16 protein-coding genes are annotated in these 19,705 nt (G+C 63.7%); 7 read left to right on the forward strand and 9 right to left on the reverse strand.

What is annotated here, in order from left to right; all coding sequences use genetic code 11:
• Window positions 1-56: 56 nt before the first annotated feature.
• The 6 genes from CT3_RS05875 to CT3_RS05900 form a co-directional block, all read right to left on the reverse strand.
• On the reverse strand, window positions 57-332 hold the full coding sequence (locus tag CT3_RS05875) for an FAD assembly factor SdhE (RefSeq protein ID WP_066539202.1): 276 nt from the start codon (window positions 330-332) through the stop codon (window positions 57-59).
• 3 nt (window positions 333-335) lie between these two features.
• Window positions 336-1,040, reverse strand: coding sequence for a succinate dehydrogenase iron-sulfur subunit (locus CT3_RS05880; RefSeq protein ID WP_066539199.1), 705 nt, complete (start codon window positions 1,038-1,040; stop codon window positions 336-338).
• Between the two features lie 27 nt (window positions 1,041-1,067).
• Window positions 1,068-2,873 carry a succinate dehydrogenase flavoprotein subunit gene (sdhA, locus tag CT3_RS05885; RefSeq protein ID WP_066539198.1) on the reverse strand — a complete coding sequence of 602 codons (1,806 nt, stop codon included), beginning with the start codon at window positions 2,871-2,873 and terminating at the stop codon, window positions 1,068-1,070.
• Between the two features lie 33 nt (window positions 2,874-2,906).
• Window positions 2,907-3,272, reverse strand: coding sequence for a succinate dehydrogenase, hydrophobic membrane anchor protein (gene sdhD / locus CT3_RS05890; RefSeq protein WP_066539194.1), 366 nt, complete (start codon window positions 3,270-3,272; stop codon window positions 2,907-2,909).
• Window positions 3,273-3,295: 23 nt separating this feature from the next.
• The gene (sdhC, locus tag CT3_RS05895) at window positions 3,296-3,730 is read right to left on the reverse strand and encodes a succinate dehydrogenase, cytochrome b556 subunit (RefSeq protein ID WP_066539192.1); all 435 of its coding nucleotides are present in this window, start codon (window positions 3,728-3,730) and stop codon (window positions 3,296-3,298) included.
• A 134-nt stretch (window positions 3,731-3,864) separates the two neighbouring features.
• The gene (locus CT3_RS05900) at window positions 3,865-4,656 is read right to left on the reverse strand and encodes a GntR family transcriptional regulator (protein ID WP_066539189.1); all 792 of its coding nucleotides are present in this window, start codon (window positions 4,654-4,656) and stop codon (window positions 3,865-3,867) included.
• A gap of 223 nt (window positions 4,657-4,879) precedes the next feature.
• On the opposite strand from CT3_RS05900, the gene CT3_RS05905 reads away from it, so the two are divergent.
• The 7 genes from CT3_RS05905 to CT3_RS05935 all read left to right on the forward strand — a co-directional run bounded on the left by CT3_RS05905 (window position 4,880) and on the right by CT3_RS05935 (window position 14,508).
• Window positions 4,880-5,866, forward strand: coding sequence for a malate dehydrogenase (locus CT3_RS05905; RefSeq protein WP_066539187.1), 987 nt, complete (start codon window positions 4,880-4,882; stop codon window positions 5,864-5,866).
• A 20-nt stretch (window positions 5,867-5,886) separates the two neighbouring features.
• The gene (gene tam / locus CT3_RS05910; RefSeq protein WP_066539186.1) at window positions 5,887-6,687 is read left to right on the forward strand and encodes a trans-aconitate 2-methyltransferase; all 801 of its coding nucleotides are present in this window, start codon (window positions 5,887-5,889) and stop codon (window positions 6,685-6,687) included.
• Complete coding sequence (locus tag CT3_RS05915; RefSeq protein ID WP_066539184.1) at window positions 6,684-7,688, forward strand: HpcH/HpaI aldolase/citrate lyase family protein; 1,005 nt, start codon at window positions 6,684-6,686, stop codon at window positions 7,686-7,688. Before tam ends, CT3_RS05915 begins: the two co-directional genes overlap by 4 nt.
• Window positions 7,689-7,727: 39 nt before the next feature.
• On the forward strand, window positions 7,728-8,315 hold the full coding sequence (locus CT3_RS05920; protein ID WP_066539182.1) for a hypothetical protein: 588 nt from the start codon (window positions 7,728-7,730) through the stop codon (window positions 8,313-8,315).
• Between the two features lie 60 nt (window positions 8,316-8,375).
• Window positions 8,376-10,961 carry a bifunctional aconitate hydratase 2/2-methylisocitrate dehydratase gene (gene acnB, locus CT3_RS05925; RefSeq protein ID WP_066539180.1) on the forward strand — a complete coding sequence of 862 codons (2,586 nt, stop codon included), beginning with the start codon at window positions 8,376-8,378 and terminating at the stop codon, window positions 10,959-10,961.
• Window positions 10,962-11,128: 167 nt separating this feature from the next.
• A complete protein-coding gene (locus tag CT3_RS05930) occupies window positions 11,129-14,017 on the forward strand; it encodes an aconitate hydratase (protein ID WP_066539177.1) in 2,889 nt (962 codons plus the stop codon).
• A 224-nt stretch (window positions 14,018-14,241) separates the two neighbouring features.
• Window positions 14,242-14,508: a hypothetical protein gene (locus tag CT3_RS05935; RefSeq protein ID WP_083520520.1), complete on the forward strand. Its 267-nt coding sequence runs from the start codon at window positions 14,242-14,244 to the stop codon at window positions 14,506-14,508.
• A 491-nt stretch (window positions 14,509-14,999) separates the two neighbouring features.
• Here the strand turns inward: CT3_RS05935 and bamC are convergent, their stop codons facing one another.
• From bamC to CT3_RS05950, 3 genes are all read right to left on the reverse strand, one after another.
• On the reverse strand, window positions 15,000-16,103 hold the full coding sequence (gene bamC / locus CT3_RS05940) for an NlpB/DapX family lipoprotein (protein WP_066539173.1): 1,104 nt from the start codon (window positions 16,101-16,103) through the stop codon (window positions 15,000-15,002).
• A 63-nt stretch (window positions 16,104-16,166) separates the two neighbouring features.
• On the reverse strand, window positions 16,167-17,063 hold the full coding sequence (gene dapA / locus CT3_RS05945) for a 4-hydroxy-tetrahydrodipicolinate synthase (protein ID WP_066539171.1): 897 nt from the start codon (window positions 17,061-17,063) through the stop codon (window positions 16,167-16,169).
• Window positions 17,064-17,342: 279 nt separating this feature from the next.
• The gene (locus CT3_RS05950; protein WP_066539170.1) at window positions 17,343-19,457 is read right to left on the reverse strand and encodes a DUF6630 family protein; all 2,115 of its coding nucleotides are present in this window, start codon (window positions 19,455-19,457) and stop codon (window positions 17,343-17,345) included.
• Window positions 19,458-19,705 lie beyond the last annotated feature (248 nt).

Here is a 19,705-nt window from a genome sequence, read left to right on the forward strand (position 1 = left end):
AACTTCCTTCTCGGAGTGGCCGGATCTGGGCCGGCCTTTTTTGCAAGTTGTGCAGATCAGAGGGGCTTGCGCACCATCTGTAGCACTTCTCTAACTTCAGGGGTGTCTAAGGCCCCTTCCGGCTCTTTGCGGCGCAGGAAGAGATCCATCAGATCGTTGTCTGCCAAGTCCATCAAGGCAGACAGACCAGTTGCGTGTCTCCGCGTCAACTGGCTGCCGTAAGTGGCAAAAAACTTCTCGATGTAGAGATCGTTCTCGACCAGGCCGCGGCGGCTTCGCCACCGCAGCAAGTCGCGTTCCCGTTCTTCGAGGATTGCGTCCATCTCGTTCATGGATCAGATAGCCCGGCGGACCATCAGTTCCTTGATCTTGCCAATGGCCTTCGTGGGGTTCAGGTGCTTGGGGCACACGTCCACGCAGTTCATGATGGTGTGGCAGCGGAAGAGGCGGTACGGATCTTCCAGGTTGTCCAGGCGTTCGCCGGTGGCGGTGTCGCGGCTGTCCGCGATGAAGCGGTAAGCCTGCAGCAGACCGGCCGGGCCCACGAACTTGTCGGGGTTCCACCAGAACGAGGGGCAGCTGGTCGAGCAGCTGGCGCACAGAATGCACTCGTACAGACCGTTGAGCTCTTCGCGCTCTTCGGGCGACTGCAGGCGTTCCTTGCTGGTCGTCGTGTAGATGTCGCTTTGCAGGTACGGCTTGATCGAGTGGTACTGCTTGAAGAACTGGGTCATGTCCACGATCAGGTCGCGGATGACCGGCAGGCCGGGCAGGGGCTTCAGAACGATGTCGCCCTTGAGGGTGTTCATGTTCGTCAGGCAGGCCAGACCGTTCTTGCCGTTGATGTTCATGGCGTCCGAGCCGCACACGCCTTCACGGCAGGAGCGACGGAAGGAGATGGAGGGGTCCATCGCCTTGAGCTTGACCAGGGCGTCCAGCAGCATGCGTTCGTGACCGTCCAGCTCCACTTGCACGGTTTGCATGTAGGGCTTGGCGTCTTTGTCCGGATCGTAGCGGTAGATTTTGAAAGTACGCTTCATTTTTGGATTCTCTCGTGGGCTGCTGGATTAGAACGTGCGGACCTTGGGAGGCACGCTGTCCACGGTCAGGGGCTTCAGGTTCACGGGCTTGTACGACAGGCCGTTGGTGGCGCTGTCCCACAGGGTGTGCTTGAGCCATTCCTTGTCGTTGCGGCCCAGCGGGAACTCGGCGTGGTCGGCAGGGTGCTCGTAGTCGTACACGGTGTGTGCACCACGGCATTCCTTGCGGGCAGCAGCCGATGTCATGGTGGCCTGGGCCACTTCGATCAGGTTGTCCACTTCCAGCGCTTCCATGCGGGCGGTGTTCCAGACCTTGGACTTGTCCTTCAGGGTCACGGAGCCGACCTGGTCACGGATGGCGTTGATCTTGGTCACGCCTTCGTCCATGCTCTTTTGCGTGCGGAACACGCCGGCATGCGTCTGCATCGCGGTGCGGATGTCGCCAGCGATGTCCTGGGCGTAGACGCCGTCCTTGGAGTTGTCCAGCTGGTTGAGGCGCTCCAGCGTGCGGTCAGCACCGTCGGCGGGCACGTTGTGGTGGGGGCCGAAGTTGTTGACGAAGTTGACGATGTGCTTGCCGGCGGACTTGCCGAAGACCAGCAGGTCCAGCAGCGAGTTGGTGCCCAGGCGGTTGGCGCCGTGCACCGACACGCAGGAGCATTCGCCCACAGCGTACAGACCGTTGACGACCTGGTTTTGCTGACCGTCCCAGGTGACGACCTGGCCGTTGATGTTGGTGGGGATGCCACCCATCTGGTAGTGGATGGTGGGCACCACGGGAATGGGTTCCTTGGTGATGTCCACGTTGGCGAAGTTGTGGCCGATTTCTTCCACGGAAGGCAGGCGCTTGCGGATGGTGTCGGCACCCAGGTGGTCCAGCTTCATCAGGATGTAGTCCTTGTTGGGACCGCAGCCGCGACCTTCCTTGATTTCCTGGTCCATCGAACGCGACACGAAGTCACGGGGGGCCAGATCCTTCAGCGTGGGAGCGTAACGCTCCATGAAGCGCTCGCCTTCGCTGTTCAGCAGGATCGCGCCTTCGCCGCGGCAGCCTTCGGTCAGCAGCACGCCGGCACCGGCCACGCCGGTGGGGTGGAATTGCCAGAATTCCATGTCCTGCAGCGGGATGCCAGCGCGCGCGGCCATGCCCAGGCCGTCACCGGTGTTGATGAAGGCATTGGTGGATGCCTGGAAGATACGGCCGGCGCCCCCGGTGGCCAGCAGCACGGCCTTGGCGTGCAGCTCGTACAGGTCGCCGGTTTCCAGTTCGAGGGCGGTCACGCCGACCACATCGCCCTGGGGATTGCGGATCAGGTCCAGGGCCATCCACTCCACGAAGAAGTTGGTCTTGGACTTGACGTTCTGCTGGTACAGCGTGTGCAGCATGGCGTGACCGGTACGGTCAGCGGCAGCGCAGGCGCGTTGCACGGGCTTTTCGCCGTAGTTGGCGGTGTGGCCGCCGAAGGGACGCTGGTAGATGGTGCCGTCGGGGTTGCGGTCGAACGGCATGCCGAAGTGTTCCAGCTCGATCACGACGTTCGGTGCTTCGCGGCACATGAACTCGATGGCGTCCTGGTCGCCCAGCCAGTCGGAGCCCTTGATGGTGTCGTAGAAGTGATAGTGCCAGTTGTCCTCGGACATATTGCCCAGGGAAGCCGACACGCCGCCTTGTGCAGCCACGGTGTGCGAACGGGTGGGGAACACCTTGGACAGCGAGGCGACGGACAGGCCGGCGCGGGACAGTTCCAGGGCAGCGCGCAGACCGGAGCCGCCGGCACCGACGATGACAACGTCAAACTTGCGCTTGGTGATATTCGCTTTGGAGTAGCTCATTCTTAACCTTCAATCGTGAGGGGAGGGCGCAAGTCACAGACGCCACAGGACTTGGAAGCCCCAGCCAGCACAGCCGACCAGCCAGACAATGGTGAAAACCTGCAGCGCCAGGCGCAGGCCCACGGGCTTGACGTAGTCCATCCAGATATCGCGCACACCGATCCAGACGTGCCAGGCCAGCGCAATGATCACGCCGAAGGTGACGAACTTCATCCACTGGGCGGCAAAGATGCCGGCCCACAGGTCGTAGCCGATGGGGCCTTGGCTGAACACCAGCTGGGCCAGCACGACCACGGTGAACAGCACGATCAGGACCGCAGTGACGCGTTGCACCAGCCAGTCGCGGATACCGTAATGGGCACCGACCACGGTGCGCTTGGAGCCGTAATTCACGGACATGTTGTTTTCCTTCTAACGTGGGATCAGTACAGGCCGAACAGCTTGGCACCCAGGACCACGGTCAGGGCGATGCTGATGACCAGCACGGTCACGGCGGAAGACTTGCCGAATTCCTTGGAAACTGCCGAGTGCGACACGTCCATCCACAGGTGGCGCAGACCGGCGATCAGGTGGTGCAGCGAGGCCCAGATGATGGCCAGCGTGACCAGCTTGATGAACCAGCCCGGCACGAAGCCGATGCCGACGTTGAAGGCCGCCTTGAAGATTTCAAAGGAGAACTCGGAGGACAGCGACTTGTCGAACATCCAGAGGATGAACGGCAGCAGCAGGAACATCAGCAGGCCGCTGATGCGGTGCAAGATGGAAACCCAGCCAGCCGGAGGCAAGCGATAGGTTGGGAGGTCCTGGAGGGCGTGGATGTTGCGGAACTCTGGCCGCTTTTTTGCTAACTCAGTCATGGCGGGGTGCTTTCGAGATGTAACTGCGTTGTAATCGCTCGGATGCAAACGATCCAAAATTCTATTGCAATGCCGCAGTTTCGGGTGCCTGGGAATCCGGGATTGTGCGGTATCTCCGAGGCGGAAGCTGCAGATCAGCTCAATTCGTTGCGGTAGTGGTGCGTGTCAGTGCGGTAGATACCGCGTCGTAACTCCATGGGGGTGTCGTTGTAGGTATAGGCTACGCGCTCCACACTCAACAATGGTGTGGAGGTGCTTACTTGCAGTAGCTGTGCCTGCTCTTCATCGGGCAGCACGGCGCGGATCTTTTCGTCGGCACGGACCATGCGCACGCCAAACTCCAGCTCGAACATGGCGTAGGTCGGGCCCTGGTAGCTGCCCATCTGCTCGGCGCTGAGGCCCTTGAAGGCGTGACCGGGCAACCAGATGTCTTCCACGATGGTCGGCGTGCCGCTTAGTGTGAGCACGCGGCGGGCCTGGATGACGGCGTCGCCGCTCTTGAGTTGCAGCAGGCGGGCTACTTCGGCGCTGGCGCGCACGCGCTTGCATTCGAGGATGCTGCGCTGGGCGCGGCCTTCCTTTTGCAGATCGCCGGTGTCCGGGTGCAGCTTCAGAAAGCGATACTGGACCTGCTGCGCGGCGTGGGTGGCCACAAACGTGCCCTTGCCCTGGCGGCGCATGACCAGATTTTCGGCGGCCAGCTCGTCAATTGCCTTGCGCACCGTGCCCTGGCTCACCTTGAAGCGTGCTGCCAGCTCCATTTCGCTGGGGATCAGCTCGCCGGGACGCCACTCGCCAGCCTGCAGGCTTTGCAGGATCAGGCCCTTGATCTGCTGGTACAGGGGGCTGAAGGAGGGCGTGGATGCGCCCGAGCTGGAGACGCTGTGGTGGGGGAACTCGGGGGCGGTGGTCGGGGTGGATGCCATGGTGCAGGGTATGGGAGCGGTCAGCAATCTCCGGGCGGGAAAAACAGGCGGAACGGGTCCGCGACAAAGCCTCGATCATATCTTATATAAGACATAAGACAAATTGACCAAGGATTCAAATCGGCGGTACACTTTCGCCCTGTTTGCGGAGCATGGGCGGCTGGTCATGGATGCTGGTGCTTCCTGCGCCGACAACTGTTTTATCCATACTTGGAGTTCTTACATGAGCAAGAAGCCCGTCCGTGTCGCCGTCACCGGCGCAGCTGGCCAAATCGGTTACGCCCTGTTGTTCCGCATCGCCTCTGGCGAAATGCTGGGTAAAGATCAACCCGTTATTCTGCAACTGCTGGAAATCCCCGACGAAAAGGCTCAAAACGCTCTGAAGGGCGTGATCATGGAGCTGGAAGACTGCGCCTTCCCTCTGCTGGCCGGCATCGAAGCCCACAGCGACCCGAAGGAAGCCTTCAAGGATACCGACTACGCTCTGCTGGTCGGTGCCCGTCCTCGCGGCCCCGGCATGGAACGTGCCGACCTGCTGGCTGCCAACGCCCAGATCTTCACCGCCCAGGGCAAGGCCCTGAACGCCGTGGCTTCGCGCAATGTGAAGGTGCTGGTGGTCGGCAACCCCGCCAACACCAACGCCTACATCGCCATGAAGTCGGCTCCGGATCTGCCCGCCAAGAACTTCACCGCCATGCTGCGTCTGGACCACAACCGCGCTGCTTCGCAACTGGCTGCCAAGGCCGGTTTCAAGGTGGGCGACATCCGCAAGCTGACCGTCTGGGGCAACCACTCGCCCACCATGTACGCTGACTACCGTTTCGCCACCGTGGACGGCAAGTCGGTCAAGGACATGGTCAACGACCAGGTGTGGAACAAGGATGTGTTCCTGCCCACCGTGGGCAAGCGTGGCGCTGCCATCATCGCTGCCCGCGGCCTGTCGTCGGCTGCTTCGGCTGCCAACGCCGCCATCGACCACATGCGTGACTGGGCCCTGGGCTCCAACGGCGAATGGGTCACCATGGGCGTGCCTTCGCAAGGCCAGTACGGTATTCCCGCCGGTGTGGTGTTCGGCTTCCCCGTGACCACCGAAAACGGCGAGTACAAGATCGTCGAAGGTCTGGAAATCGATGCTTTCTCGCAAGAGTGCATCGACAAGACCCTGGCTGAGCTGCAAGGCGAGCAAGACGGCGTCAAGCACCTGCTGTAAGCCACCAGCGAGTCACCGGCATGCAAGACTGGAACCCCGCGCTGTATCTGCGCTTCGCCAATGAACGCACGCGTCCTGCGGCCGAGCTGCTGGCGCGGGTGCCAAGCGATCCTGCCCATGTCCGCCATGTGGTGGACCTGGGTTGTGGGCCGGGCAATTCCACCGAGCTGCTGGTGCAGCGCTTTGTCGATGCCCAGGCGCTGGGCATCGACAATTCCGACGCCATGCTGGCCACTGCACGCACGCAGCTGCCGCAGGCGCAATTTGCCCTGGGCGATATCGCCACCTGGGCGCCGGAGGCAGGCTCTCCTGCACCGGACCTGATCTATGCCAATGCTTCCCTGCAGTGGGTGGGCTTGCATGAAACCCTGATTCCCCGTCTGCTCTCGCTGCTGGCGCCCGGTGGCGTGCTGGCGATCCAGATGCCGGACAACCGTCAGGAACCCACGCACCGGCTGATGCGCGAAGTGGCGCGTCTGCCCGAGTTTGCCCCGTACATCGGCGATGCAGACAAGTTGCGTACCGACATTCTGCCCATTGGGGCTTATTACGATTTACTGGCTGCGCCCGGCGCGCAGACCGCCTCCGTGGATGTGTGGCACACCGTGTACCAGCACCCCATGGAGTCCGCTGCCGCCATCGTGCAATGGGTGCGCGGCACCGGTTTGAAGCCTTTTGTGGAAGGCCTGCCCCAGGCGCTGCAAGCCGCATTTCTGACGGAATACGAGCGCCGCGTGGATGCGGCCTATCCCGTGCGCGCGGACGGCAAGCGCCTGCTGGCCTTCCCGCGCCTGTTTCTTGTTGCCCAACGCCAAGCATGACGAATTCGACTGTCCACCCCGCGCAGGTCTTGCTGGACGCCCAGGCGGGCGGCACGCAGCGTCTGCCCGTGTGCGACCACTACAGTGGCGTGGAAGAGCGCATGCGCAAAAGCCTGCAGCTGCAGGCCGAGATGATGGCCGAGTTCGGCGCCTGCGTGTTCGATGTCACGCTGGACTGCGAAGACGGAGCGCCGGTCGGCCAGGAGCTGCAGCACGCCAGGCTGGTGGCCGGGCTGGCCCGCAATGCGGCGCCTGGCGCCCGGGTGGCGGCCCGCGTGCATGCCGTGGACCATGCGGCCTTTCAGCAGGACATGGACATCATTGCCGGTGAGGCGGGGGCCCGGCTGTGCCACATCATGGTGCCCAAGGTGGAGTCGGTGGAGGATGTGCTCCTGGCTGAAAAAGCCCTGCAGCGCGCCACCGGCCAGCCGGTACCGCTGCATGTGCTGATTGAATCGCCCGCTGCCGTGCACCGGGCCTTCGAGATTGCCGCCCATCCGGCGGTGCAAAGCATTTCCTTCGGGCTGATGGACTTTGTATCGGCCCATGGGGGCGCCATTCCCTCCAGTGCCATGGGCGTGGAAGGGCAGTTTCAGCATCCGCTGGTGGTGCGCGCCAAGCTGGAGATTGCGGCGGCCTGCCATGCCCACGGCAAAGTGCCTTCGCACTGTGTGGTCACCGAGTTCAAAAACCCCGCAGTGATGCAGGCGGCTGCAACAAAAGCTTTCAATGATTTCGGCTATACCCGGGTCTGGAGTATCCACCCGGCGCAAATTCGTCCGATTCTGGCGGCTTTCATGCCCGCGAGCGACGAAGTGGCGCTCGCTGCGGATATTCTTGCCGCCGCCGCCAACGCTGACTGGGCTCCCATCAGCCACCACGGCGTGCTGCACGACCGCGCCAGCTACCGGTATTACTGGCAGCTGCTGGAGCGTGCACACCGGACAGGGCAGCACATCCCTGTGGCCGCAAGCCACTGGTTTGGCCCTGCCGGATCTTAAAAACCGTAGCAAACAACACATGGAAATCCAGGAGCTGAAATGAAAACCCTCATTGCCTCCGTCATCGCCCTCGTACCCGCACTGATGCTGGTACAGCCCGCTGCTGCCACCGTCCAGCCCAAGCCCGCTGCCGCCAAGAAAGCTGCACCGGCCGCCAAGGCCTCCACCGCGAAGAAAACCACCACCGCCAAGAAGCCTGCAGCCGCCAAGGGCGCTGTAGCCGCCGCGGCCGGCGCGGGTGCCGCCACGGCGGTGGCTGCCTCGGCCCTGTCGCCCGAAGCCCTGAGCCTGGCGGACCGCGTGCACACCGGCCGCATCGGCTGCGAACTGGGCCAGCACGTGAACGTGACCAAGGACGGCAACAACCCTGGTTACTTCCACGTGGACGGCAATGGCTTCAAGTACCACATGTCCCCTGTGGCCACGTCCACCGGCGTGGTGCGCCTGGAAGACAAGCAGGCTGGCGCCGTGTGGCTGCAGATCGCCAACAAATCCATGCTCATGAACCAGAAGCAAGGCCAGCGCCTGGCGGACGAGTGCATGAGCAGCGAGCAAACCCAGGTGGCTGAGGCCATCAAGCGAAACCCCCCTCCTAGCCTTCTGGAAAACCCCGCAGCCGGCAAATAAAGCCGGCGGTGGGCTGCCAAGAGGCTGACCCCACTTACAAAACCATTGGAGAGAGAACCCATGTTGAAAGCCTACCGTGACCATGTGGCAGAACGTGCCGCACTGGGCATCCCCCCGCTGCCTCTGGATGCCAAGCAGGTCGCTGAGCTGATCGAGCTGATCAAGAACCCGCCTGCTGGCGAGGATGCCTTCCTGCTGGATCTGCTGACCCACCGCGTGCCGCCCGGAGTGGACGATGCGGCCAAGGTCAAGGCTTCCTTCCTGGCCGCCGTGGCACACGGTGACCTGAAGGTGGGCCTCATCTCCAAGTCCAAGGCCACCGAGCTGCTGGGCACCATGGTGGGCGGCTACAACGTCCACCCCCTGATCGAGCTGCTGGACGACGCCGAAGTCGCCGGTGTGGCTGCCGACGCCCTGAAGAAGACGCTGCTGATGTTCGACTTCTTCAACGACGTGGCCACCAAGGCCAAGGCGGGCAATGCCAAGGCCAAGGAAGTGATGCAGAGCTGGGCGGATGCCGAGTGGTTCACCTCGCGTCCCGAAGTGGAAAAGAAGATCACCGTCACCGTCTTCAAGGTGCCCGGTGAGACCAACACCGACGACCTGTCGCCCGCTCCGGACGCATGGAGCCGCCCCGACATTCCGCTGCACTACCTGGCCATGCTGAAGAACACGCGTCCTGACGCAAAGTTCAAGCCGGAGGAAGACGGCAAGCGCGGCCCGATGAAGTTCATCGACGAACTGAAGGCCAAGGGCAATCTGGTGGCCTACGTCGGCGACGTGGTGGGTACCGGTTCTTCGCGCAAGTCGGCAACCAACTCCATCGTCTGGGCCACGGGTCAGGACATTCCCTTTGTCCCCAACAAGCGCTTCGGTGGCGTGACGCTGGGCGGCAAGATCGCCCCCATCTTCTTCAACACGCAGGAAGACTCGGGCTCGCTGCCGATCGAAGTGGACGTTTCCAAGCTGGAAATGGGTGACGTGATCGATGTGCTGCCCTATGACGGCAAGATCACCAAGAATGGCGAAACGGTGGCCGAGTTCCAGCTCAAAAGCGACGTGCTGTTCGACGAAGTGCGCGCCGGCGGCCGGATCAACCTGATCATCGGCCGTTCGCTGACGGCCAAGGCCCGCGAATTCCTGGGTCTGACCGCCTCCACGGTGTTCCGCCTGCCCCAGGCTCCTGCTGCTTCGAACGCCGGCTTCACGCTGGCCCAGAAGATGGTGGGCCGTGCCGTGGGGCTGCCGGAAGGCCAGGGTGTGCGCCCCGGTACCTACTGCGAACCCCGCATGACCACTGTGGGCTCGCAAGACACCACCGGCCCCATGACCCGTGACGAGCTGAAGGACCTGGCCTGCCTGGGCTTCTCCGCCGACATGGTGATGCAATCCTTCTGCCACACCGCGGCCTACCCCAAGCCCGTGGACGTGAAGACCCACCGCGAACTGCCCGAGTTCATCAGCAACCGCGGTGGCGTGGCCCTGCGTCCTGGTGACGGCGTGATCCACAGCTGGCTCAACCGCCTGCTGCTGCCTGACACCGTCGGCACCGGTGGCGACTCGCACACCCGCTTCCCCATCGGTATCTCCTTCCCGGCAGGCTCCGGTCTGGTGGCCTTCGGCGCGGCGACCGGCGTGATGCCGCTGGACATGCCCGAATCGGTGCTGGTGCGCTTCAAGGGTGAAATGCAGCCCGGCGTGACCCTGCGCGACCTGGTGCACGCGATCCCCCTGTACGCCATCAAGCAAGGTCTGCTGACCGTGGCCAAGGCTGGCAAGATCAACGAATTCTCGGGTCGTATCCTGGAAATCGAAGGCCTGCCCAACCTGAAGGTAGAGCAAGCGTTCGAGCTGTCCGACGCCTCGGCAGAGCGTTCTGCCGCAGGTTGCACGATCAAGCTGAACCCCGAGCCGATCAAGGAATACCTGACCTCGAACATCGTTCTGATGAAGAACATGATCGCCGATGGTTACGCCGACGCCAACACGCTGCAGCGCCGTATCGAAAAGGTCGAAGCCTGGCTGGCCAAGCCCGATCTGCTGGAAGCCGACAAGGACGCCGAGTACGCCCACATCATCGAAATCGATCTGGCCGACATCAAGGAACCCATCGTTTGCTGCCCGAACGATCCCGATGACGCCAAGACCCTGTCCGACGTGGCCGGCACCAAGATCGATGAAGCCTTCATCGGCTCCTGCATGACCAATATCGGTCACTTCCGCGCCGCAGCCAAGCTGCTGGGCGGCCAGCGCGACATCCCCGTCAAGCTGTGGGTGGCTCCTCCCACGAAGATGGACCAGAGCGAGCTGATCAAGGAAGGCCACTACGCGGCCTTCGGCACGGCCGGTGCGCGCACTGAAATGCCGGGCTGCTCGCTGTGCATGGGCAACCAGGCCCAGGTGCGTGAAGGCGCTACCGTGATCTCCACGTCGACCCGCAACTTCCCCAACCGTCTGGGCAAGAACACCAATGTGTTCCTGGGCTCGGCCGAGCTGGCCGCGATCGCATCGCGCCTGGGCAAGCTGCCTTCGAAGGAAGAGTACCTGAAGGAAATGGGCGTGATCGATGCCGACAAGGCCTCCGTCTACCGCTACATGAACTTCAACGAGATCGCCGAGTACGCGGCAGTCGCTGAAAAGGTGTAATTCACCTGCTGCACAGGCCGGACATGCGCCGGCCCTTGCCACCAACCCGCTTCGGCGGGTTTTTTTGTACCCGATGGCTTGCCGCGTGGTCTTTGTCCGATAGACGCGTCAGAGGGGGCGACGCAGAATGCAGGGGAGATGGCTTTTGTATGGACGGAGAACCCTCGATGAAACACGCATTCGCTTCCACCCTCCACAACTTCCGAACCGCTTCGGGCAAGGAAGGGAAATTCTTCTCACTGCCAGCGCTGGCGCAGAAATACCCCGGCGTGAAACGCTTGCCGGTGTCCATCCGCATCGTGCTGGAATCGGTGCTGCGCAACTGCGACGGCAACAAGGTCACGCCCGAGCATGTGGCCCAGCTGGCGCAGTGGAAGCCCAAGGCCGTGCGGACCGACGAGATTCCCTTCGTGGTCTCGCGGGTGGTGCTGCAGGACTTCACCGGGGTGCCGCTGCTGGCCGATCTGGCGGCCATGCGCTCCACCGCCGCCCTGCTGGGCAAGAAGCCCAAGGCCATCGAGCCGCTGGTGCCGGTGGATCTGGTGGTCGACCATTCCATCATGGTCGACTACTTCGGCACTCCCAAGGCGCTGGACCTGAACATGAAACTGGAATTTCAGCGCAACCAGGAGCGCTACCAGTTCATGAAATGGGGCATGCAGGCCTTTGACACCTTTGGCGTGGTGCCGCCGGGTTTCGGCATTGTCCACCAGGTGAATCTGGAATACCTGGCGCGCGGCGTGCACCGCACTGCTGATGGGGTCTACTACCCCGACACCCTGGTGGGCACGGACAGCCACACCACCATGATCAACGGCATCGGCGTGGTGGGCTGGGGTGTGGGGGGCATCGAAGCCGAGGCCGCCATGCTGGGCCAGCCGGTGTACTTTCTGACGCCCGATGTGGTGGGGTTCGAGCTCACGGGGCGGCTGCGCGAAGGCGTGACCGCCACCGACCTGGTGCTCACTGTCACCGAGATGCTGCGCAAGGAAAAGGTGGTGGGCCAGTTTGTGGAGTTCTTTGGCGAAGGCACAGCCAGCCTGACGTTGCCGGACCGCGCCACCATCGGCAATATGGCGCCGGAATACGGCGCCACCATGGGCTTCTTCCCGGTGGATGAAAAGACGCTGGACTACTTTCAGGGCACGGGCCGCAAGAAAAGCGAGATCGAGGCGTTCGAAGCCTATTTCCGCGCCCAGGGGCTGTTTGGCGTGCCCCGGGCGGGCGACATCGACTATTCGCGCGTGGTCTCCCTGGACCTGGGTACGGTGGCGCCCAGCCTGGCTGGTCCCAAGCGCCCGCAGGACCGTATCGAAATCGGCGATGTGGCCAGCAAGTTCGATGCCCTGTTCACGGCCTCGGTGGCGGCCAACGGCTTCAACCAGCCGGCCGACCAGCTGGGACTGCGCCACCGCGTAGGCTGTGGCGAAGGGGAACTGGCCACCGATGCACCGCCGCCCAAGCCGGGCGCACCGCGTGCGGTGGTGGAAATGGTCGGCAACCGCCCCACGCTGGAAACCACGCATGACAATGCCGTGACCACGGCGGTGTGCGCGCTACCCGGCAGCGACGACAAGGTGCTGCGCATCGGCAACGGTGACGTGCTGATTGCCGCCATCACCAGCTGCACCAACACCTCCAACCCCAGCGTGCTGCTGGCGGCCGGCCTGCTGGCCAAGAAGGCGGTGCAGGCCGGGCTCAAGGTCAAGCCGCACATCAAGACCTCGCTGGCGCCCGGCTCCCGCGTGGTGACCGAGTACCTGACCGAAACCGGCCTGCTGCCCTACCTGGAAAAGCTGGGTTTTGCGCTGGCGGGCTATGGCTGCACCACCTGCATCGGCAACGCGGGCGACCTGACGCCGGAGCTGAACGACGCCATCACGCGCAACAACCTGGTGTGTGCGGCCGTGCTGTCGGGCAACCGCAACTTCGAGGCGCGCATCCACCCCAATATCAAGGCCAATTTCCTGGCCAGCCCGCCCTTGGTGGTGGCCTATGCGATTGCCGGCACGGTGCGCAAGGACCTGATGACCGAACCGGTGGGCAAGGGCAAGGGCGGCAAGGACATCTACCTGGGCGATATCTGGCCCAGCAGCGAGGAGATCCATGCGCTGCTGAAGTACGCCATGAACGGCAAGGCTTTCCGCGCCAACTATGAAAAAGTGAAGACCGAGCCCGGCAAGCTGTGGGAAAAGATCAAGGGCGTGACCGGCTCCACCTATACCTGGCCACAAAGCACCTACATTGCCGAGCCCCCTTTCTTCCAGGACTTCACGCTGGAGCTGGGTGCTGCTGCGGGGGGCGCGTCGGCACCCGACTACGACGTGCGCGGTGCGCGCATCATGGCCCTGTTTGGCGACTCCATCACCACCGACCACATCTCGCCGGCAGGCTCCATCAAGGAAAGCTCTCCTGCCGGCCAGTGGCTGCTGGCCCATGGCGTGCAAAAAGCCGACTTCAACAGCTATGGTTCGCGCCGTGGCAACCACGAGGTGATGATGCGCGGCACATTTGCGAATGTGCGCATCAAGAACCTGATGATTCCGGCGGCGGTCGATGGCTCGCGCGAGGAGGGCGGGGTGACGCTCTACCGCGACGACAACGGCAAGGTGGAAAAGATGTCCATCTACGACGCCGCGATGAAGTGGCAGTCGGCCGGTCGGGCCACGGTGGTGCTGGCAGGCGAGGAGTATGGCACCGGCTCCAGCCGCGACTGGGCGGCCAAGGGCACGCAGCTGCTGGGCATCAAGGCGGTGGTCGCGCGCAGCTTCGAGCGCATCCACCGCTCCAACCTGGTGGGCATGGGGGTGCTGCCGCTGCAGTTCAAGGGCAACGACAGCTGGCAGACGCTGGGGCTGAAGGGGGACGAGTGGATCGACGTGATCCCCGCCGCGAATCTGGCACCGCAAAGTGATGCGAAGTTGGTGGTCACACGCGCGGATGGCAGCCAGCAGACCGTGGTGGTGAAGCTGCGCATCGATACCCCTATCGAGGTGGATTACTACCGCCACGGCGGCATCCTGCCCTATGTGCTGCGGCAGCTGCTGGCCGGCTGACAAAGGCGTGCGGCATCGGGCTGCTGCGGTTTTACAGGGGAGGCAAAGTTTTTTTCAAAAAATATGCAAACCCTGTAAACCGACTGCGAGTGACACGCGTTGAGACGGTACATGCCTGTGCATGCGTGCCCCTGGCGGGCATGTGCGTAGCACCAGCCAACAGGGCCCGGAGGGGGTCAGCCGGTGCGGCATACCGAATAACTCATCCTCAAGAGGAAATTGTCATGAAGAAGTCTCTCGTTCTGGCTACCGTGATCGCTGCTGCTGCTCTGGCTGCTTGCGGCAAGAAGGAAGAAGCTCCTGCTGCTCCCGCCGCTCCTGCTGTGGAAGCTCCCGCTCCTGCTGCTCCTGCCGCTGACGCTGCTGCTCCCGCCGCTCCTGCTGCTGACGCTGCTGCCCCCGCCGCTGACGCTGCTGCTGATGCCGCCAAGCAAGCCGCTGACGCTGCTGCCGACGCTGCCAAGCAAGCTGCTGAACCCGCAGCCAAGTAATTTGCACTCCTCCTCCACCTTGCGGGCCCTGGCCTGACAAACGTGGTGGTGAATGCACCAAAAAGCCCGCCTCTGGCGGGCTTTTTGTTTGTGGGCAGGGCTTTGGCCTCTATGGCCGCCGCGGCTTGCGGCGGCAGGCCGGTCGTGAAGGGGTGCCTTGCAGGGGTTCTGCGTCTTGCCGGTTCACTGCATTGGTGCCAGCGCTGTGTCGGCACTCCTGGCCACACACATGGGCTGCGCGTTCAGGTGGGGTCGAGGTGAGGCTGGTGGTGCGCAGGTCCTGGTCTTTACTGCAGGGGGGGCGCTGGACGGTGTGTGGTGCACGCCGGGCGCAGCACTGGATGGCGGTCGTCAGAGGGGCACCGCCATCTCGCCAGTGCAAGGCCCAGAGGCTCAGGAGTGCGCAGGTTTGACAGCCTGGCCGTGCTGCCGGCTGAAAAGGCCATGAAAAAAGGCTGCCGAAGCAGCCTTTGGGGGGAATCCCGAAGGGATTAGCGCAGGTCGTCGGCAATGACGCGCACGATGCGCTGGGCATTGACGTCGCTCTCGGGCTGGCCGTTTTCGCCCAGCACCACCACGCTCGACTTGGCGCCTTCGCTGCGCACGGCGATCTGGTACTTGGCGGGCTTGGCTTCGGCCTTGGAGCCGAACAGGCTGCCGAAGAAGCCCTTCTTCTTTTCTTCCGTGTCGGGGTTGGCCGGGACGTAGCGCACGAAGTACAGGCCCTTGCTGCGGTCACGGTCTTCCACGGTGAAGCCGGTTCGGTCCAGGGCCACACCGACACGGCGCCAGGCGCGGTCGAAGGCTTCGTCGATTTCCACGGCGGGTTGGCCGTTGAGCGTGGTCACGCGGGCCGACTGGGCCACGGTGGGCTTGGTGCCGCCCGCGGCGACCACGGCCTTGGACTGCTCTTCGGTGCTGCCCAGGCGCACCATGATGCGGCGCAGGAATTCGGTTTCCAGCTCGGGATCGGCGGCGCGTGGCTGCCAGATGGTGCTGTCCTTTTGCTGGTTGGCGTAGACCTCCTGCATGCCGCGGTGCGTCACGTAGATTTCGGTCTTGCCGTCGGCGCGGCGTTCCAGGCGGGTGCGGAAGCGGTCACGCTCGCTGGTGGAGTACAGCGAATCGAACACCTTGCCCAGGGTGGAGCGGATCACGTCCTGGGGCAGCTTGGCGCGGTTTTCGGCCCAGTCGGTTTCCAGAATGCCAAGCTCGGGCTTTTCAATGGCCATGTTGAAGCCACTTTCCAGCCAGAAATCGCGCACCGGATCCCAGATCTTGTCGGCAGGGCGGTTGACCACCAGCCAGCGCTGGTTGCCGTCACGTTCGATGGTGACGTCACCCACGGTCAGGGCGGCAGCCTTTTCCAGCGGCGGTGTCACCGAGGCCTGGCCAGCCTGCAGCTCGCGGGCCGAGACGCTGGAGCCGGGCACGTTGTAGCGTGTGTCGCGAGAGAGCTGGTTCAGATCGGGAGGCACGTCCAGGGTCACGCCCTTTTTGGCACTCTTATAGTCGATCTTGTCGTTCTCCAGCACAGAGCAAGCCGACAGAGCGACGGCAATGCCCAACAGGCTCAGTCGTGTGATGTTTTTCACGCAGGAAATCCTTGAGGGTCAAGACATGGGAAAGCGCCGGGCGACACCCGGCGCAAACCGCTATTAGAGCAGACCCGCGTCGCGCAAAGAAGTTTCCACTACGGCGTGGTTGTTTGCGGACAGCGGTGTCATGGGAAGGCGCATGGTAGCGCCACACAGACCCATGCGTGCAACAGCCCATTTCACAGGGATGGGGTTGGCTTCCACAAACAGGTTTTTGTGCAGGGGCATCAGCTTGAACTGGATGTCCATGGCGCGCTTCACATCACCGGCCAGCGCGGCCTTGCACAGATCGCTCATCAGGCGCGGGGCCACGTTGGCGGTGACGGACACATTGCCGTGGCCGCCCAGCAGCATCAACGCGACGGCAGTGGGGTCATCGCCGGAGTACACGCCAAAATCCTCGGGCACATCGCGGATCAGCCACTGTGCGCGCTCGATGTTGCCGGTGGCTTCCTTGATGCCGAAGATGCTGTCGATCTGCGCCAGGCGCAGCACGGTGTCGTGCTGCATATCGGCCACGGAGCGGCCGGGCACGTTATAGAGCATCATGGGCAGGTCGCCCACGGCCTCGGCAATCGCCTTGAAGTGCTGGTACTGGCCTTCCTGCGTGGGCTTGTTGTAGTAGGGCACAACCTGCAGCTGGCTGTCGGCGCCGACCTTCTTGGCGTAACGGGCCAGCTCGATGGCTTCGTGCGTGCTGTTGGCGCCGCAGCCGGCCATCACGGGCACACGGCCTGCGGCCTGTTCCACGGACACGCGGATGATTTCGCAGTGTTCTTCCACGCTCACCGTGGGCGATTCGCCTGTGGTGCCGACCACGCCGATGCAGTTGGTGCCTTCGGCCACATGCCAGTCGATGAGTTTGCGCAGGCTGGGGTAGTCGACGCTACCGTCCTCATGCATGGGTGTGACAAGGGCAACAATGCTGCCCCGCAGGGCGACGGAAGAAGTGGTCATGTCCGCAAAGTGAAACGGTAAAAATTCATTCTACCCAGCGGATCTGGTGAAGGGCACTGGGCAGACAGGGTGGCAACGCTCATGACGCTGTTTATGCCATTTTGATGCAATTATTCGCCGATATGACGATAAATTATTTTTTGTTTCGTCGAATGTGTTGCGTTCGTGCCGGTGCCACGGGGGCAAGCGCGTGAAGCGGCACGGGCTTGGACGGCCCGCGGAACAGGAGGAGCGGGCGGTGCGGCCGCTGCAGCCATCCCCGGCAGGGCCGCTCCACCTTCACACCTCGTGGACCCAGGCGCCGACAGCGGCCTGGGACAGCCGCTCCAGCAAAGGGGCTGCATCGTCCTGGCGCACCACGGCAAAGCGCAGGCAGTCGCTGTCGGTGCGCAGCTGCAGCAAGGCCAGCTGCTGCGTGCCCAGGTGCTGGGCCAGGCTGTCCAGTCCATCCTGCATGCCATCGCCCTGGGTGGCGCGGTCCCACTGCCAATCCCGGGTGCCGGGCAGCCACTGGCTGCCGGCCAGGCCATCGGCATCCTTCCAGTCCAGTTGGGCAAACTGCGGCGCAATGGCTAGCAGATGCTGCCAGTACAGCGTCAGGTCGTTGTCGTCGCCGTAGAGCTCCAGGGTGTCGGGGTCGAAATCCGGGTCCTCTGTGTCCCAGCCAAAGTCGTCCGGGTCCGGGTGGGCGACCGCGTCGCGCCAGCGCTCGGCCAGGGCATCGCCCGCGCCGGTATCGCCCAGGCACAGTATGCGGGCCACGTCCTGCATCCAGTCCGTGTCTTCGGCGTCCACCAGATCGCTGCGGCGCAGGACGCGCACTTCGAGCTCGCTTGTCCCGGTGAGGTTGCTGCGCAGGGCCTCGGTGACTTCGCCCCAGGTTTCGCCGGTGGGCGTGAAGCTGAAGTCTTTCAAAGAGAACCAGCCCATCTCCGCTTCAGGGCCGCTGCCCATGCCGGCCAGCAGCGCGTTCTTCTGGACGATGCGGGCCAGCGGCGGGCACCACAGCGCGGGTGCGCTCAGCAGTTGGCCCTTGGTGCTGAAGACATGGGGTTGGCCTTCGGGGCTGTAAGCCAGCAGTTTACCGCCGGGGAAGACCTTGGGGGGCGAATCGTTGAAGCCGCGCTCGATCTGGGCAAAGGCGCAGGGCACGCGCAGCACGCCGCTGCGGTGGACCACGCCTTCGCGCAACGGACTGCTGCGGTCGCCTGGGCGCTGGCGCTGGAAGGCCACCGCCAGGCCGTTCTTGGGGTTGAAATTCAGCACGTGGCTGAAAGTGCTGTCGAACAGCGGCTGGCCGGTGGCGTCCAGCAGTAGCATGATGTCGTCGCTGCGGCGCGCACGAATGAGCCCGTCATCGTGGGAGAGCTCGATCTCCTTCAGGCCGCTGTACAGCACAGCCAGATCGGACAGGCGCAGCAGCGTATCGCTGCCGTCGGCCGCTTGCGACTTGATCAGGTATGGTGTCAGCGCCCAGGCTTCGGGATAGCCCTGATCCGGAGTGAGCAGCCACAGTCCATTGGCGTCCTGGATGCCATGGCGCTCGGCCTGTCCCGGGCGCTCCGGCGGATAGACCAGGTTGATGCAGTTGCCGCTGGCAAACGCGCCGAGGGCGCCGGCATCCGGATGCAGCAGCCAGCGACCGTAGGGCGTGACCAGGCCCACGGGCCAGTGTTCACGCTCCTGCTCTGTCTGGCAGGGCAGGCCGGTGTGAGGGTGCAACTTGGGCATCACCACGTAGGCCTCGAGTTCTTCCTCCCAGGCTCCGTGGTAGCGCTCTTCATAGTGCTCGGAGAGCCAGGCAGGCCAGTCGTCGGAGATGTCGCGCTCCACCGGTTCGGTGCGTGCCACCACCGAGGGGCTCCACCAGCCCAGCTGGGCGGCGGGCGATTGCAGCAGGCTGTGCAGCACCTCGGGCAGGCCCGTGGTGCTGCAGTCCCACAACAGGCATTGATCGCGCTGGGCCTGCAAAAAGGCGGTGTATGCGGGCTCGTCAAAGTCATGCGGGCACAGCGTGGCGCAGTCCAGCAGCAGCCAGCGGCGCGTGCTGGTGGTAATGGCCTGGTCGATGTCCTGCCATTGCCGGCGCTGAGCCTCAGGCCAATGCGCGGGCAGCGGCTCCATCTGGGACTTGAGCCATTGCCAGCGGGCTTTCACGCCGTCCATGGGGGCGGCTAGGGAGGACAGGCCTTCGTTGTCCCCGTAGGCGCTGCAAGGTACCAGCGTGGGCAGGTGCTGGGCATCGCCCATCAGCAGGCTGAACAGCAAAGGCGTGTGGTCGAACCATTCGGCCCAGCCGTCGCAGGGGCTGCCCGAGGCAGCCGGGCGGGCGGGCCATGCGGTGGTGGAACTGGGGTATTCGTCGTGGGCCAGCAGCAGGGCGTAGGTGGGCATGGAGAGCAGAACTTCAGTGAGAGTGTCGGGAGGGACGGGTTTCAAAGGCCGCACGTGCAATCCCGGAGATGGGCGGGTGTTGCCGGGAGGCCCTGCCATGGCGTGTGGTGTGCACGTGCCCGTGGCGGGTGATTCCATGTGCCTGCGCCGCAGTCCTTGGCAGGCCGGGGCGGGGGTGTGGTTCTGGTTTTAAGGCGACCGCGGGCCCCCCGTGCTGAAGGCTTCGAACCGGTGGAAGGCCGGATGAC

This window comes from Comamonas terrigena NBRC 13299 (assembly GCF_006740045.1).
Lineage (GTDB): Bacteria > Pseudomonadota > Gammaproteobacteria > Burkholderiales > Burkholderiaceae_C > Comamonas > Comamonas terrigena.

Excerpts from the sequence above, each read along its gene's own strand:
- CT3_RS05875 (WP_066539202.1), bottom strand. The coding sequence starts at position 332 with ATGAACGAGATGGACGCAATCCTCGAAGAACGGGAACGCGACTTGCTG.
- CT3_RS05880 (WP_066539199.1), bottom strand. The coding sequence starts at position 1,040 with ATGAAGCGTACTTTCAAAATCTACCGCTACGATCCGGACAAAGACGCC.
- sdhA (WP_066539198.1), bottom strand. The coding sequence starts at position 2,873 with ATGAGCTACTCCAAAGCGAATATCACCAAGCGCAAGTTTGACGTTGTC.
- sdhD (WP_066539194.1), bottom strand. The coding sequence starts at position 3,272 with ATGTCCGTGAATTACGGCTCCAAGCGCACCGTGGTCGGTGCCCATTAC.
- sdhC (WP_066539192.1), bottom strand. The coding sequence starts at position 3,730 with ATGACTGAGTTAGCAAAAAAGCGGCCAGAGTTCCGCAACATCCACGCC.
- CT3_RS05900 (WP_066539189.1), bottom strand. The coding sequence starts at position 4,656 with ATGGCATCCACCCCGACCACCGCCCCCGAGTTCCCCCACCACAGCGTC.
- CT3_RS05905 (WP_066539187.1), top strand. The coding sequence starts at position 4,880 with ATGAGCAAGAAGCCCGTCCGTGTCGCCGTCACCGGCGCAGCTGGCCAA.
- tam (WP_066539186.1), top strand. The coding sequence starts at position 5,887 with ATGCAAGACTGGAACCCCGCGCTGTATCTGCGCTTCGCCAATGAACGC.
- CT3_RS05915 (WP_066539184.1), top strand. The coding sequence starts at position 6,684 with ATGACGAATTCGACTGTCCACCCCGCGCAGGTCTTGCTGGACGCCCAG.
- CT3_RS05920 (WP_066539182.1), top strand. The coding sequence starts at position 7,728 with ATGAAAACCCTCATTGCCTCCGTCATCGCCCTCGTACCCGCACTGATG.
- acnB (WP_066539180.1), top strand. The coding sequence starts at position 8,376 with ATGTTGAAAGCCTACCGTGACCATGTGGCAGAACGTGCCGCACTGGGC.
- CT3_RS05930 (WP_066539177.1), top strand. The coding sequence starts at position 11,129 with ATGAAACACGCATTCGCTTCCACCCTCCACAACTTCCGAACCGCTTCG.
- CT3_RS05935 (WP_083520520.1), top strand. The coding sequence starts at position 14,242 with ATGAAGAAGTCTCTCGTTCTGGCTACCGTGATCGCTGCTGCTGCTCTG.
- dapA (WP_066539171.1), bottom strand. The coding sequence starts at position 17,063 with ATGACCACTTCTTCCGTCGCCCTGCGGGGCAGCATTGTTGCCCTTGTC.
- CT3_RS05950 (WP_066539170.1), bottom strand. The coding sequence starts at position 19,457 with ATGCCCACCTACGCCCTGCTGCTGGCCCACGACGAATACCCCAGTTCC.